We start from the raw sequence: 14355 nt of genomic DNA on the forward strand, positions 1-14355 counted from the left end.
CGAGCCTTGAAATCAGCTGGTTTCGAGTTCGCGGCCCCGCGTTTCGGGCAGCGTGAGCGCGGCGAGGATCAACACGCCGTAGGCCGCGACGGCGAAGATTCCGATGCTCGTGCCGAGGCCAAACTGTTTGGACAGCGTGCCGATCAGCACGGGAAAGAGCGCCCCGATTGCACGGCCGACGTTGTAGCAGAAGCCCTGCCCCGAGCCGCGCACGCGGGTGGGAAAGAGTTCGGTGAGGAACGCGCCCATGCCGGAGAAGATGCCGGAAGCGAAGAAGCCCAGCGGAAATCCCAGCCACAGCATCGAGGCGTTCGTCAGCGGCAGCGAGGTATACGCGAAGGCAATCGCCATCGACCCCACCGCGAACAGAATGAAGTTTGGCTTGCGACCAAGGCGGTCTGTGAGCCACGCGCTCGACAGATAGCCGACATACGAGCCAACGATGATCATCGCAAGGTAGCCGCCCGTGCCCATCACCGTGAGATGACGTTCGGTTTTGAGGAAGGTTGGCAGCCAGGTGGTGATCGCGTAGTAGCCGCCCTGAGCGCCGGTTGTCAGCATTGCGGCGCGCAAGGTCGTGGAGAGCAGTTTCGGCGCGAAAATCTCCGTGAAGCGCGGCGTATCGTTCGCCTCTTTCTGTGCGGTTCGCGTTTGCTCGAATACTTCGGGTTCCTTGACATATCGGCGAATCACCAGAACCAGCAAGGCGGGCACGAGGCCGATCAGGAACAACGCGCGCCACGCGATCGCCGGCGCCATCACCGAGAAAAGTACGGCATATAGGAGCGCGGCGATGCCCCAGCCGATCGCCCAGCCCGATTGCACCAGCCCCACGGCCTTGCCGCGATCGCGCGCGCGGATGACTTCGCCGATCAGCACGGCGCCCGCCGTCCATTCGCCGCCGAAGCCGAATCCCATCAGCGCACGTGCGGCAAGCAACTGGTGGTAGTTTTGTGCGAGGCCGCACAGCCCGGTGAAAAGCGCGAACCAGAGCACGGTCAATTGCAGGGTGCGCACGCGGCCAATGCGGTCGGAAAGAATGCCCGCAATCCAGCCGCCCAGCGCCGACGACAGCAGCGTCATGGTGCCGATAAAACCCGCATCGCCCAGCGAGATGCCCCAGGTTGCGACCAGCGTGGGAATCACAAAGGACAGCATCTGGGTGTCCATGCCGTCGAGCATGTAGCCAACCTTGCAACTCCAGAATGCGCGGCGTGCGCGCGGACCCGCTTCGACGTACCAGGAAAGCTGCGAGTCGCTCTCTTGTGCGGCGGTCTCACCCGCGCTGGCTGTGAATGTTTTGCTGTCCATCTGTCGCTCCTGTTGATAGACGCGTGGGAAAGTCTGCCGTCACTGGCCTAGAACACGGCCAGCGATGCATTGGTGATATCGGTCATCAGCATGTGACCGGGGGCATGGGCAATCGCGAGCGGCAGTTTTGCGGCCATCAGCGCGGTTTGAGGCGTCACGCCGCAGGCCCAGTAGACCGGCAACTCGCCTGGACGGATCGTCACGGCGTCGCCAAACTCGGGCAGCGCGAGATCGGCGATACCCAGTTCCGCCGCCTCGCCGATATGCACGGGCGCACCGTGCACGCCCGGAAAACGGCTCGTGATCTGCACGGCGCGAATCGCATCGGCGCCGCGCAGCGGACGCATCGACACGACCAGCTCGCCGCCAAATGCTCCCGCGCGGCGGTTCGCGATCTGCGTGCGATACATCGGAACATTTCTGCCCTCTTCCACGTGGCGCAGACCGATGCCTTCCTTCGCAAGCATCTGCTCGAACGAGAACGAGCAGCCAATCGCGAAGACCACAAAATCGTCTTGCCACAAGGCCTCGATCGACCCGACGCACTCAGTTAGGACACCGTCACGATAGACGTTGTAGGCAGGTACATCGGTGCGGATGTCGATATCGCGTCCCAGCATCGGCACGCGGAAATCGCCGGGCTCGCTCACGCCCAGAAGCGGGCACGCCTTCGGATTCGCGTGGCAAAAGCGCAGAAAATCGTGCGCGAACGCTGCCGGCAGGATCGCCAGATTGGCCTGCGCGTAGTCGCCGCAATGGCCGGCGGTCGGTCCACGAAAATCGCCGTGACGAACGGCCTGGCGGAATTCATACGGAGTCATGGGTTGAGCCTGCTTGTATCGATGACGGAGAGTGGATGTGATGGCAGCGAAATCGATGCGTGGCGAGTCATTCGCTGTTTGACACAGCTTAGGAAAGAAGAAAATTTGACGCCAACTAGTTTTTTTAGCCGCCCACGAATAGAATTTCTTAACGAAACCACGGGTTTTCCCGAGTCCCGTGGTCTTTTTTGAAGCGCTTTGTGCGCGCCGCCTGCCATGAACACACGCTTTCTGGAGACCTTCGTCACGCTAGCGAAGCTGCGCAGCTTTCGAACCACGGCAAGCGCGCTGCACGCCACGCCTGCGGCCATTTCGCAGCGCCTGAAGGCGCTCGAAGAGGAATTGCAGACCGTGCTGGTGGATCGCGACAGCCGCGAATTCCGCCTCACGCCGAACGGCGAATATCTGCTCGGCTACGCGAAAGCCGTGGTGGAGGCGACTCGCCAGTTGCAGGCCGCCGCGTCGAACGAAGGCGCGATGCGCGGCAAGCTGCGGCTGGGCGTGATCGAAACCGTCGTACACAGCTGGCTCGCGGACTATATGCGGCGTCTGGCGAACGACTATCCACAGCTGGAAGTCGAGCTTGCGGTGGATGTGAGCGTCGTGCTGCAACGACGCCTGATGGCAGGTGAACTCGATCTGATCGTACGCGTGGAAGGCAGTGATGAGGAGTCCGTAGTATGTGATGCGCTTGCTAACTATCCGGTGCATTGGATCGCGCGCGCCGGATTGCTGCCGCTCTCCCGCAGTGGACTGGCAAAGCGCGTACTGCGGCAACCAATTCTGACTTTCGGACGCGGAACCGCGCCGCACCGCGCGCTGGAAGATATCGTCGGCAAGCTGGCGCTTGCGAACGGCGTGCCGCTCTCCGAGACGCGCATTACCGGTTCGCCGTCGATCTCGGTGATCGTCCAGCTCGTGCGCGACGGTTTCGGCGTGGCCGCGATCCCGCGCCTTTTTGTCGACGATCTGATCGCGCGCGGCGAAGTGGTCGAACTGCCCCTGCATCCGTCGCCGCCATCGATCGTGGTGTCGATGTCGCGGCGCACTGACGCGCCGCTCTTTGTGCACGGCGCAGCCAACGCCGCGCGCGCCGCCTGCCACGATTACTGCGAACACGGGGATGCGCGGCTGATCGAGCGCCTGTGAGGCCGGAAAAGCGGTGAAGCTGGCAAGGGGTCGAAGAGGCTCGCTGGTAAACTGGCGCGTTGTCACGCAGCGCCTTTCTCTATCCCACCGCCTTGAAAGCATCAGCATGATCGAACCGTCCGCCATCGCTCACGCACTCGCGAAACAAGAGATCGTCGCGGACGACAGCCAGCAACGGGCGATCGACACACTCTGCGCCCTGCTCCAGGGCACGCGCGCCGATGCAGCGCATCGCGAACGTCGCGGCGTTTACTGCCACGGCCTGCCCGGACGCGGCAAAAGCCTGATCGTCGACACCGTTTTCGCGCTCGCCCCGTGCCCGAAACGGCGCATTCATTTTCATCAGTTCATTCGCGATATCAACCGGCTGGTCGTGCAGGCTCCGCGCAGCGACGACCGGCTGGGCGATGTGTCGCGCGCGTGGCTCGACGGCGTCGATCTGCTCTACTTCGATGAATTCCATGTCCACGATATCGCTGACGCCTTTCTGATTGGCCGCTTCCTGGAAACGGCGCTCGCGTGCGGTACGCGCATCGTGCTCACCTCGAACTACGCGCCGCGCAACCTGTTGCCGGATCCGGAATTTCACGAACGCTTCGAGCCGACCATCGCCCGCATCGAGCGGCATTTCGACATCGTCAACTTCGACGGTCGGCGCGACTACCGCGAAAACTGTGTCGACTCGACACAGCGTCGCTACGTCTCTCCGCTCGACGACACGCGCGAAGCGCTCTGGACGATCTTCGCGCAATACGAAGCGCAGGCGGCCATCCATCCCGCCGATGTCGAAGTGGCCGGGCGCTCGCTGCCTGTGACGGCGGCGGGCAAGCAGTTGTTGTGGGTCGATTTCGATGCGCTGTGCGGCACACCACGCTCGCATCTGGACTATCTCGCGCTGGTTGAGCGTTGGCGCGGCGTGATTCTCGATCGCGTGGAAACCGCGATGCTCCAGCGACGCGATGTGCTCCAGCGCTTCGTCTGGTTGATCGATATTCTGTACGACCGCAAGCACGCGCTCTTCATGGCGTCGGACCGGCCGGTGCGTGCGGCGCTGGAAGGGCTCGACGGTGCGCACGATGTGTCGCGCACCACGAGCCGGCTCGCGGAAATGCAATCGAGCGCTTACTTCGCCGAACTCGAACCGGCACATCGAGTTGCGAGTTCTTCCGCAGTTGTCACTGGCTGAACTCTCCCGCTAGCATGTCGCGCGCCGACACGCTCCGCGCCTTTCTTCCAACTGTTGTACAGTCCCTCGCACCCTGACACGAAGGACGAACAACACGATGGACACCCTCTCCCGATTCAAACCGGTCGCGCTCGAACACGCTAGCCGCCTCATCAATCACGGCCCGACCGTGCTGATTACGAGTGCCGACGGCACGCGCCAAAACGTGATGGCAGCCGCCTGGTCGATGCCGGTCGAATTCACACCGCCGCGCATCGCCGTGGTGATCGACAAGAACACTTTCACGCGCGAACTGATTCACGCGAGCGGGATCTTCGGCATCTGCGTGCCGGGTGCGGCGGCGATGGATCTGACTTTTGCGGTCGGAAGCGTCAGCGGACGTGAGGGCGATAAATTCGCCCAGTTCAATATCGATGCGGTGAAAGGGCCGGTGCTCGGCTTGCCGTTGCTTGAGCATGGCATCGCGGCCTGGATGGAATGCAAGCTGATTTCCGAGAAGCACACTGAAGACGCGTACGACACCTGCTTTTGCGAGGTTGTGTCGGCGGCGGCTGATCCGCAAGTTTTTAGCGGCGGCCACTGGGAATTCAACGACGGCAATCGCGACCTGCACACGATTCACCACCTGGGAGCTGGAAATTTTGCTCTCGCGAGTGATGCCGTGAAGGCGAAGACGCTTGCTGGGTAAGTGCTGGGCAGATACGGGCTGGTGCTGCGGCGGCTATTGAGCCGCCGTGGTTTGGCCGGTCGATTATTCGCTTAACTACAGAATACGTAGCAAAAGATACGAATTGACCGGACTTTAGCCTTTACGTGTGAGGCACGTGCGGTACGCACCATTTTTGGGGTCCGAAAACGCATCTTTGCGTGAAACATTCCCCGAGGCGGTCGTTTTATGGGGCGCAAGGCCTTGTCGCATAAGGATTTTACCGTTTTATCCGGTTTAACGCGAATGTTTCACGCGGACCGGAATTCGAGAGAATTTCGTGCGTTTGATGCGTTTGATCCGGTAGAAATTGAGCGATTTTCAGCCATAGTTAGATGTTGGATTGGCGCTATGCGACTGCTTTGGTCGATTTGGAATGGAGAATGTCGCGCTGGTGTTGGGATCGATCCCGGCAGTTTGATATTCACTGCATAATTTATCCGTTAGTTGCGCTTTATAAAATGCGTGTTTGAGCCTTGCTGTGCGAATTGGAACTTTCGGGGCCGCTCTGCGTTCAGCAATCGCGCTCGGTCGTACGGGCAGCCGCACGCCGGGATTCCGTTAAACACGAATCACGATGATCCGATGCTTCCCCGGGATGGCAATTGCGATGCAGTCGACTACAAAGCCCGCTCGTCGCATGGTTTACACCCTCGGTTGTCGGTGGCTCATGTGGTTCTTTTATTGGCCCAAACGAGCCGCACCGGAATTCGTTCGGGATGACGGACTTGAAATTAAAGTGATGAAGGCTTCGGTCTACCGTTAGATGCCTTCCCCGCGCGCTGTCGCTATCTCTCGCCATCCAGAATCCGGGGAGGAGGCAACGCAAAGCCATCGCTCGACGAGGCCCGTCCCATACGGTACGTGTCGACTCGACACAGTTCTCGATTGCCGGACAGTGCTCGGCAGCGCAAAGCTCGCGTCAGCACTAAAGAGATCGCTGACCGGGATGCGGGTTGAACATACGAATGAAGATGCACCTCGCCACGAAACCTCGGCGAAATATGCGCGGCTCCGTCAATAAGTTTGTGTCGCCGCTACTGGCTCCTCCGCTTCTAGGGAGATGTTGATTCTCACTGGCTCGTCCAGGTGGGCTATCTGTGTCGATTCGACACAGATCTCACTGGGCGTCAAGGAATCCACTTCCTAGTGACGGCGGCGTGTCACCAGAAGCTCTCTACATTCCATAGCGGGTGGACATAGTGATTCTGCAGGGACCGAGGTGACGGATAGGCTGCGCGAAGCGGCACCGGGACTTGCCCCTAAGAGGGTAGGGAGCGAAGACACGACCGCCGCGTAGTGAACGCGCAGAGGCTTGCCGACGCGCGAGTCGCACTCCGAGATCTCGCCTGGAGTGCAAACCACGCCGCGCCTATTTTTGCCAATTGAAGGAGAGCACGCGATTGCCGCGCTTATCGCGCATGACATGCCGCGAACGCTCCGCTGTGTCGAATCGACACACATATCCCGCGCGCCGATGTCTCAGAACGTTGCCATCATCCCGTTCGTCCAGAAGACATTGCGTTGGCCGATTAGAAGAATCCAGCGCCAACTCCGAGTCCGAGCGATTTGATCCACGCTAGCCCAAACAACGCCACCAACACCATGAGCGGCCGCCTCGCAAGAATACTCCCCGAGCGAGACAAAGCTCCCTTATGTGTCGAGTCGACACAAGCTCTGCTCTCTACGCGGAGACCAATATCAGCCGAACGATTGATTGCAAGACGGACGCTACCGAGTAGCGTGTTGGCTCGACACTCATCCCCTTCGGCACCGAAGGCGTTCGCACCACGACCCGTCATCGATCTATCAAGTTCCTTTTCGACTCCAACCCGGCATAGGCCCACAAAGCCTTGTGTCGACTCGACACAACGAATCCCTCACTCAACACGCGATCTCCATAACTCGATCGCCAAACACCCAAACAGTGCACGAACTCAACATCTCCCACGCCGGACGTGTGTCGACTCGACACGCCAACTATTCGTCACTGGCACCATCTCCAACAGCCGCAACCAACTCCCCCGCACCTGCCCCAGCCGAAACCCGGCCGTTACCTGTGTCGGCTCGACACAACCCGCCCCCCTGCCCTGCCGAAAAACGTGTCGACTCGACACAGCCCCCGTGCACCGCCCAGCCATAAAAAAAGCCCGCTTTCGCGGGCTTCGTCGATCCTTCAACTCTGCGGCATCTCGCCTCAACCGGGCTTCACATTAAACAACTGGCTGATGAGCTCCCGAATTTGCGTCTCCTGCGCGTCCGAGAGCACGCCGGTTTTCAACTTCACGGTGAAGCTATTCGTGTCTTTCGTAATGCTGCCCGCGTGGCTCTTTCCCGAAAAAATCTTTTCGATGCTGCGCTCCGAAACGCTCTGCTCGGTTTCGCTGCGGTTAGACTGAGCCCCAATCGCCGCGGCCAGCTTGCCCTGATCCAGCGTACCCGCCACCACCGCAGGCCAAAGTTCACGCGCGGCCAAGAGTCCAGCCGCGCCATGCTTCTTGATCGCAGAGACGATCTCGTCCGCCGCCGACCCACCCAGCAAACGCGGGTTCAAGTCGAGATCGCGTCGAATGAAATCCGGCAGCTTGTCGAACGAGAGGAAACGATACAGGCCCTTGCGCGACATACCCAAGGCCTCCGCCATACGCGTGCGCGTTGGAAATTCCTGCTCGGCGCGGCGCAGCGACTGCCCGATTTCATAGTCCGTCAGGTCTTCGCGCCCAACGTTTTCGACCAGCGCGAGTACAGCCATATCCTGGTCGGAGCACTCGATCACCGAGGCGCGAATCTCCTCAGCGTGCAAAAGGACGTGGGCCCGCAGACGACGCTCACCGGCAATTAGCTGATAGCCATGATCCGCACGGCGCACGACAACGGGCTCGATCAGCCCGACTTCCCGAATCGACTCTGCGAGCGATGCCAACCCTTCGTCGCTGAAAATCTTGCGCGGCTGCCACGGATTCGGCTGGATCGCGCTGACCGGCAGTAGTAGCTTGTCGCTATTGGTCTCCAGCTCCTGGATGCGCTGCTGCGCGACGGCGAGCGCGCCCAGCATGCCAGGCCCAGTCTTGAATGCGCTGCTGCGTCGCGGTTCCGCTGCGGCCGGCGCAGGACGCTCGGTAGCCTGACGCTCAGACGCAGAGCCGAGTTCGGCCGTCTTGGCAGCCATCTTGTCGCGGAACGAGCTCATTTCCCGGCCCTCCATTGTTCAACATATAGATCGTCGATCCATCGCACGTAGTCCGTGAGCGGTTGCCGCACGCGTGCCACTGTCTTGTCGGCGAGGTCGCCTTTGCTGATGTCGAATACCGTTGCCATCGCCAGTGCGCCATTACTCATCGCCGAGCTTGCAGGCACCTCGACTGAGCTCACCCAATCCTTGTAGGTCCGCTGCACCCAAGAGCGCACGACCGGCGCCGACGATGTCTTGCCGTAGTCCACCTTCGAGAGCAGCACCGAGACGAAGTCGTAGGTTTTCTCGTCGCCGCGCTCCATGATCGTGTGCGCAAGGTCTGAGAACAGGCTCCAGAACGACACCGAGCTGATGAAGTCCAGGCTCTCCGGCACAAGCGGCATCACCATTGCATCGGCGGCCATCAGCGCGTTGATCGTCAGATAGGACAGCGACGGTGCCGTGTCGAGAATGATGTAGTCATAGTGCTGGCGCAGCGTCTGTACGCCTTCGCGCAGCAAATCCCAGAACTTGAACCCTGGGTTCTTGATCACGGTGCCGGGAATATGAAATTCTGCGGAGAACAGCGTCGGGTGTGCGGGGATCACGTCGAGCCCATCCCAATACGTCGGCTGTACGAAATTCAGCAGGCCGCCTTCCATTTGCGGATCGTAAATGTACGGCAGGACCGTGCTGTCCTCCGTCACTTCCTTTTCCGCATAGAGACCGCAAAGCTCAGTCAGCGATGCTTGCGGATCAAGGTCGATGAGCAGCACACGACGACCGCGAAGCGTGAGGCCCTGGGCCAGACACATTGTGGTGGTGGTTTTAGTCGAGCCGCCCTTGAAGTTGGCGACAAGAATGACCTTGCCGTCAGCGTCCCGAACCCCGGTATGCAGCGGCGTCTGATAAATATCCGACACCTGCTGGACCCAGACGCGCGCTTCGGGCAACGTAAACACCCGGCTGCGTCCCGATCCTTGCGCTTCGCCTTGGGGCAAGCCTTCACGCGTCGCCAGCAGATTATTGAGTTTGATCCGGTCGATGCCGCACATCTCCGCGACCTGGGCCGACGTGAATGTCGGTGCCATCTTGCGCGGCTTCGGCGCCAGCATCATTTCCCGAAGCTCTTCTGACAGAAGACCCGCCTCTTCCGCGAACTGCGTTACCGCCGAAAGATCAACGCGTCGGTCAATTGATGGAAATTCGATAGTCTTTGCCATTAATACGCTTTTCATCGGAATTTAGATAAAGCGTAGAATACAGGAAAAGCGTATCGAAACACACTGATTGAGACCGCTTTTGGAAAAAAACGACCTTTTTATTCGCTTTGTGACGGCCTCCGACGGGCAAGCCCAGCCCAGAAGCCTATCCCGAATGGCCAGCCCCTCCAGCGGGCGATTAAGCGCCTTTCCGGCGATCTGCCTATTTTTTAAGCAGATCGCCACGCGCGACATATTCGCGCGAGTGACCACGCCAATACTGTTGCGCCTATGCCGTCCCGAATCCTGGTTCCGCAGGACGCTGTTGGATATCGAGGACACGTTTTTTGTGCGCTTTTGGCGAGTGACGGCAGCGGGCGTTGGAGCAGCGCAATCGCGGTAACGTATTTTGTGCTTTCCCTCTTTCCGCGAGAACGCCGGCGAGTGATATCGACACAAAAACCGTTACCAATGTATCGCATCCAGACTCACGCTAATGCGCTTCCAAATAAATGCACAATAAACGTGACCTTGATTCCGCCCTTCCGTGAAAACACGCGCCGATCCGTTCGAGCGGAGTCCACGGGATAACGAATGCTGGCCCACCACCCCAGCACAATGCACAAAAATCGTTACCTAAGGAGTCCATCGCTGTCGATCATGGTTTTACAGGGACGCAGCGGCGGATTGCACAATAAACGTGACCCTCTGTGATGGGCAGCCTGCCTGCACAAAAACCACTACCGTGCCCTTCGGGCTTCGATCTCACACAAAAACCGTTACCTCTGGGAGCGACGCCTCTGAATTCACTCCCAAGCTCCCTTCCCTGCTCCCCGTTGATGGGTGCTGCACATTAATCGTTACCCTCGCCTCCTAACCTCGCACACAAAACGTTGCCCTTCCGACGGTCAGAAAGCGCTCATTCTCATCACGTAAACCCTGGGATGCCCATCAAATCAGCAAATAGCCCCTTGAGCGCTGCACTTTCCAACGAAAAGAGCCGAAATCCATCGCAAACCCAAAGGCACTCAGCACATATTTTCCCGCGAAGCATCTCTTTGCTTGCGGGGTTGGTTTGTTTACTTAAAAACAGAAAACCCACTAACCCACTAACGCAGGCCCTCGAAACCTTTAATTTCAGATACTTGGCTCTCAAAAGCACCGGTCTATGTGCAAGATGCATCGTTTTATGTGCAACCAAGTACCGTTTTTTGTGCGGGCAATGCAAAGGTCTATGTGCAGTTCGGCACGTTTTTTGTGCGAGGGGTTTTGCAGGCCCTGCTTGAGGTAATGTTTATTGTGTTGACTTGTGTAAACGGAGTGATAGAGTCCCGGCGAATATCGACGGAGAGCAAACGAATGTCGGAGGACAGCGGACGCAGAACGACGACCCAGCAAATGTCGCTTGGGTTGTTCGAAGAGATGTCCGGGCAGCCAATCAGCGAAAGCACGCGCGAGATCGGCTTTCAGCGCAACAACGTTTTCGTTGCGATCAACGGGCTTGGCCTGTCGTCGCGGCGTTTCATCGACGCTGCGTATTTCATTGCCGCCCAGGAGCCGGTGCCGCACGAGACCTACGACGTCGACCTCAACTACTTCAAGTGGCTGATGCGCTACGAGAGCCGCAATGTGCGGCATCTACAGAGCGTCATCAAGGAAGCGCAGCGTGTGCTGATCGAAGTGACGGACACGCCGCCCGATCGCGCGCCCAGTGAGGACGATCAGTGGATTTCCGAGCAACTGATGGGCAGCGTGAAGATCGGCAAAGGCCGTATCCAGTTCCGCATTCCGCCGCTGATGCTGCGTCACATCACCGGGCCGGAAAAGCACCACTGGCTCAACCTGTGCATCACGGCGGCGTTCTCGCAGACCTTTGCGCGCGCGATCTACGACTACGTGCAGCCTTATGTCGCCGCCGGATTGACCGACTGGATCGAGCTTGACGTCATGCGCCGCTGGCCTGGCAAGCTTGGATCGAGCGCTTCGGAGTTCAAGCACTTCCGGCCCAAGTACCTCGACCCGGCGGTCAACCAGATCAACGAGCTCTCCGATATCGAGGTGAGCTACGAGACGCGCGCCGATTCGGGCACTTCGCGCAAGATCAACAAGATCCGCTTTCGTCTCAAGCGCAAGGACACGGTCGCGGCAATGCTCAGCCGTCAGCCCGACGCGCACGACCTGCTGCTCACGCTCAAGGAGGAGTTCGGCCTGAGCAACAAACAGTTCGACGTGATCGCCGAACATCGCATGAACTGGACCGACGAGCGCATTCAGCAGGCGATCGAGTACACGCGTTTCCGCCTGAACCAGGGGAAGGTCACGAAGAGTCCCGCCGGCTACCTTATGAAGGCGTTGAGCCACAACTGGCAGGTCTCGGAGGCCGAGCGCAAGATGGTGGCGATCCAGAGCGAACGCGCCGCTGCGGTGGACGCCGAGGAAACCGCCAAGGCCGCGGTCACCACCGCGGTCAAGCAGAGCATCGCCGCGCGCGACGAAGAGGCGCGTACGCGTCGCAACGAGGAAGTGCAGCGCGGCCGCGAACACTTCGAATCGGCCGACGAGAAGACCCGCAAGGAACTGGTGCGCCTCTATATCGCCTCCCAGGCCGGCAAGCTCATGCTGCGCCGCCTGAAGCTGGAGGCAAGCGCCTTGTCGGAAGTGAACATCCTCAACCACTCCGATCTGTCCTGGTACTTCGGGCAGTTCGTCTACGGCAAGCTCAAGCAGACCGGCCTTTGATGGCCGCTTTCGCATCGTCTCCCTGCGCGCCTCGCGTGCCGCGTCGAGCGACGAAAACGTCGCTTGCGCGGTTGCCTGCACGCCAGGGGCCGCATAGTGTGCAGGCATCCGCGCGCAGGCGATGGGGGCGGGAAAATTTCGATGCTGGATCAATGACTTGGGTGATTCATCCCGGGCGATATTCACAAAGTTATCCCCGAAATCTGTGGATAACTTTCGCGCAGGAATCGGGGCGGGTTTCGCCCCTCCCGATGCGCGCGCAACGCCGCTTCAAGTCCGAGATTTACCTGGCAATCCTTATCAGATCACGCGCAAACTTCATGCATTGACGACGCTTGAGCGCCTAGCATGGTGCCCCGGCAGCGCTGCGCGCCGCAGCGGCACGCATATTCGCGCTGCGCATCGCCGTCCACCTCGTACGCGATTTCCAGCGCGTAATCGATGAACAGTTCTTCACCGGCGGCAATATCGCGGATCGCTTCGATAAACACGCGGCCGTCGCCTTCGACCGCCTCGCAGTTCGCCGCGCAGGCGTGATTGAGCCAGCGCGCGCCGTTGCCGCCTCGTCCGCCGTCGATCACGCGTCCATCCGAAAGCCCGAACAGGAAGGTATGGCCCGACACCTCGCGCCGCTCGTACCAGCGCGCGGCTTCGTGCCACGTCGTCACCATGCCCTTGTATTCGAAGATGCGCTCTCCCGCGCGCAACGAACACAGCGCGAACACGCCTTTGCCATGCACCGGCGATTGCCGGACGGACACACGTTTCATGATCGCAGCACCAGGAACGACAACGCGAACGGGAGTGGAGAGGAGGCCGCCGGGACCTTCGTTTGCGCGAGTATAAATCGAGAAAATAGTCGCGAATATGACGTTCCGAATATGCCCGCGCGCCTTCGCCGTCGTCGTCGGGGTATCCTTGCGCGGCAAAACCGTTTGACGCGCCCGCACGCGTGGCGTTACGATTCACCTACGGTTCAGGGACAGACCCACGACCGCCAATCTCTTGAGGGAGCCTCATGAGCAAGAACACCCAGCGTTTCGACGCACTGATTTTCATTGGCCGTTTCCAGCCTCCGCATCGTGGCCACCTCGATGTGCTGCGCCGTGCGCTCAGCCAGGCGTCGCGCGTGTGCATCCTGATCGGCTCGACCGACCGTCCGCGCACCATCAAAGACCCGTTCTCGTACGAAGAACGCCGCCAGATGATTCTCGCCCTGCTCGATGAAGACGAGCGCGAGCGAGTGATCATCGCGCCGGTGCAGGACTCGATGTACAACGATGGCGACTGGCTGCGCTGGATTCAGGACGCCGTGGCGTCCGAACTGGGCGACACTTCGGGCCGACGCATCGGTCTGATCGGCCACGAAAAAGACGCCAGCTCCTACTATCTGCGCATGTTTCCGCAGTGGGAGTTCGTGGAAACGGAAGCCACCGAGGACATTTCGGCCACCGAGATCCGCGAGCAGCTGTTTGCGGAGCGCAACAACAGCTTCGTCTCGTGGGCTGTACCGGCGCCCGTCCACGCGTGGCTCGAAGCCTTTCGCACGCGGCCCGAATTCGCGCAACTGAAGTCGGAAGCCGAATTCATCGCGGGTTATCAAAAGGCCTGGGCCGCTGCGCCTTATCCCGTTACCTTCGTGACCGTCGACGCCCTCGTGGTGCACTCCGGGCATATCCTGCTCGTGCGTCGCCGCAGCGAACCGGGGCGCGGCTTGTGGGCGCTGCCGGGCGGCTTCGTCAATCAAGACGAACGGCTCGAAACCGCCTGTATTCGCGAACTGCGCGAAGAGACCGGCCTCAAGCTGCCCGAACCCGTTCTGCGCGGCTCGATCAAGGACCGTCAGGTCTTCGATCATCCCCAACGCTCGCTGCGCGGGCGCACCATTACGCACGCGTTCCTGTTCCACTTTCCGGTGGGCGAATTGCCGCGCGTGAAGGGCGGCGACGATGCCGACAAGGCGCGCTGGGTGCCGCTCAACACCTTCGCGCGCATGCGCGACGTGATGTTCGAGGATCACTTCGATATCGCATACCACTTCCTTGGGAAGCTCTGAGCGCGCGACCACT

General features: G+C 60.1%; 10 protein-coding genes. 5 read left to right on the plus strand and 5 right to left on the minus strand.

Annotation, left to right across the window (positions count from 1 at the left end; all coding sequences use genetic code 11):
* Positions 1-12: 12 nt before the first annotated feature.
* Both F4827_RS30765 and F4827_RS30770 read right to left on the minus strand, forming a co-directional pair.
* Entirely contained in the window at positions 13-1311 is a 1299-nt protein-coding gene (locus tag F4827_RS30765) for an MFS transporter (protein WP_183731717.1), read from the minus strand.
* Positions 1312-1358: 47 nt separating this feature from the next.
* Positions 1359-2174, minus strand: coding sequence for a putative hydro-lyase (locus F4827_RS30770; RefSeq protein ID WP_311674953.1), 816 nt, complete (start codon positions 2172-2174; stop codon positions 1359-1361).
* Between the two features lie 174 nt (positions 2175-2348).
* Here F4827_RS30770 and F4827_RS30775 point away from each other — a divergent pair, with 174 nt between their 5' ends.
* The 3 genes from F4827_RS30775 (at position 2349) to F4827_RS30785 (ending at position 5155) form a co-directional block, all read left to right on the plus strand.
* The gene (locus F4827_RS30775; RefSeq protein ID WP_183731723.1) at positions 2349-3281 is read left to right on the plus strand and encodes a LysR family transcriptional regulator; all 933 of its coding nucleotides are present in this window, start codon (positions 2349-2351) and stop codon (positions 3279-3281) included.
* A 106-nt stretch (positions 3282-3387) separates the two neighbouring features.
* Positions 3388-4467, plus strand: a complete 1080-nt coding sequence (gene zapE, locus F4827_RS30780; RefSeq protein ID WP_183731726.1) for a cell division protein ZapE — start codon at positions 3388-3390, stop codon at positions 4465-4467.
* A gap of 97 nt (positions 4468-4564) precedes the next feature.
* Positions 4565-5155, plus strand: coding sequence for a flavin reductase family protein (locus tag F4827_RS30785; RefSeq protein WP_183731729.1), 591 nt, complete (start codon positions 4565-4567; stop codon positions 5153-5155).
* Positions 5156-7370: 2215 nt separating this feature from the next.
* Here the strand turns inward: F4827_RS30785 and F4827_RS30790 are convergent.
* On the minus strand, positions 7371-8363 hold the full coding sequence (locus F4827_RS30790) for a ParB/RepB/Spo0J family partition protein (RefSeq protein ID WP_183731732.1): 993 nt from the start codon (positions 8361-8363) through the stop codon (positions 7371-7373).
* Positions 8360-9568 carry an AAA family ATPase gene (locus F4827_RS30795; RefSeq protein WP_027816482.1) on the minus strand — a complete coding sequence of 403 codons (1209 nt, stop codon included), beginning with the start codon at positions 9566-9568 and terminating at the stop codon, positions 8360-8362. The genes F4827_RS30790 and F4827_RS30795 overlap by 4 nt, the downstream gene beginning before the upstream one ends.
* A 1338-nt stretch (positions 9569-10906) precedes the next feature.
* Between F4827_RS30795 and F4827_RS30800 the strand changes: the two genes are divergently transcribed.
* Positions 10907-12286 (plus strand): replication initiation protein, encoded by a 1380-nt coding sequence (locus F4827_RS30800; RefSeq protein WP_183731735.1) that lies wholly within the window; start codon positions 10907-10909, stop codon positions 12284-12286.
* A gap of 305 nt (positions 12287-12591) precedes the next feature.
* Here the strand turns inward: F4827_RS30800 and F4827_RS30805 are convergent, their stop codons facing one another.
* On the minus strand, positions 12592-13056 hold the full coding sequence (locus F4827_RS30805; RefSeq protein ID WP_183731738.1) for an SET domain-containing protein: 465 nt from the start codon (positions 13054-13056) through the stop codon (positions 12592-12594).
* A gap of 248 nt (positions 13057-13304) precedes the next feature.
* On the opposite strand from F4827_RS30805, the gene F4827_RS30810 reads away from it, so the two are divergent.
* On the plus strand, positions 13305-14342 hold the full coding sequence (locus F4827_RS30810; RefSeq protein ID WP_183731741.1) for a bifunctional nicotinamide-nucleotide adenylyltransferase/Nudix hydroxylase: 1038 nt from the start codon (positions 13305-13307) through the stop codon (positions 14340-14342).
* Positions 14343-14355: the final 13 nt, after the last annotated feature.

Source organism: Paraburkholderia bannensis (assembly GCF_014200455.1).
Classification (GTDB): Bacteria; Pseudomonadota; Gammaproteobacteria; order Burkholderiales; family Burkholderiaceae; genus Paraburkholderia; species Paraburkholderia bannensis_A.

Bases quoted from the DNA above. Each gene is read 5' to 3' on its own strand.
- F4827_RS30775 (WP_183731723.1), top strand. From the start codon at position 2,349: ATGAACACACGCTTTCTGGAGACCTTCGTCACGCTAGCGAAGCTGCGC.
- F4827_RS30795 (WP_027816482.1), bottom strand. From the start codon at position 9,568: ATGGCAAAGACTATCGAATTTCCATCAATTGACCGACGCGTTGATCTT.
- F4827_RS30800 (WP_183731735.1), top strand. From the start codon at position 10,907: ATGTCGGAGGACAGCGGACGCAGAACGACGACCCAGCAAATGTCGCTT.
- F4827_RS30805 (WP_183731738.1), bottom strand. From the start codon at position 13,056: ATGAAACGTGTGTCCGTCCGGCAATCGCCGGTGCATGGCAAAGGCGTG.
- zapE (WP_183731726.1), top strand. From the start codon at position 3,388: ATGATCGAACCGTCCGCCATCGCTCACGCACTCGCGAAACAAGAGATC.
- F4827_RS30810 (WP_183731741.1), top strand. From the start codon at position 13,305: ATGAGCAAGAACACCCAGCGTTTCGACGCACTGATTTTCATTGGCCGT.
- F4827_RS30785 (WP_183731729.1), top strand. From the start codon at position 4,565: ATGGACACCCTCTCCCGATTCAAACCGGTCGCGCTCGAACACGCTAGC.
- F4827_RS30790 (WP_183731732.1), bottom strand. From the start codon at position 8,363: ATGAGCTCGTTCCGCGACAAGATGGCTGCCAAGACGGCCGAACTCGGC.
- F4827_RS30765 (WP_183731717.1), bottom strand. From the start codon at position 1,311: ATGGACAGCAAAACATTCACAGCCAGCGCGGGTGAGACCGCCGCACAA.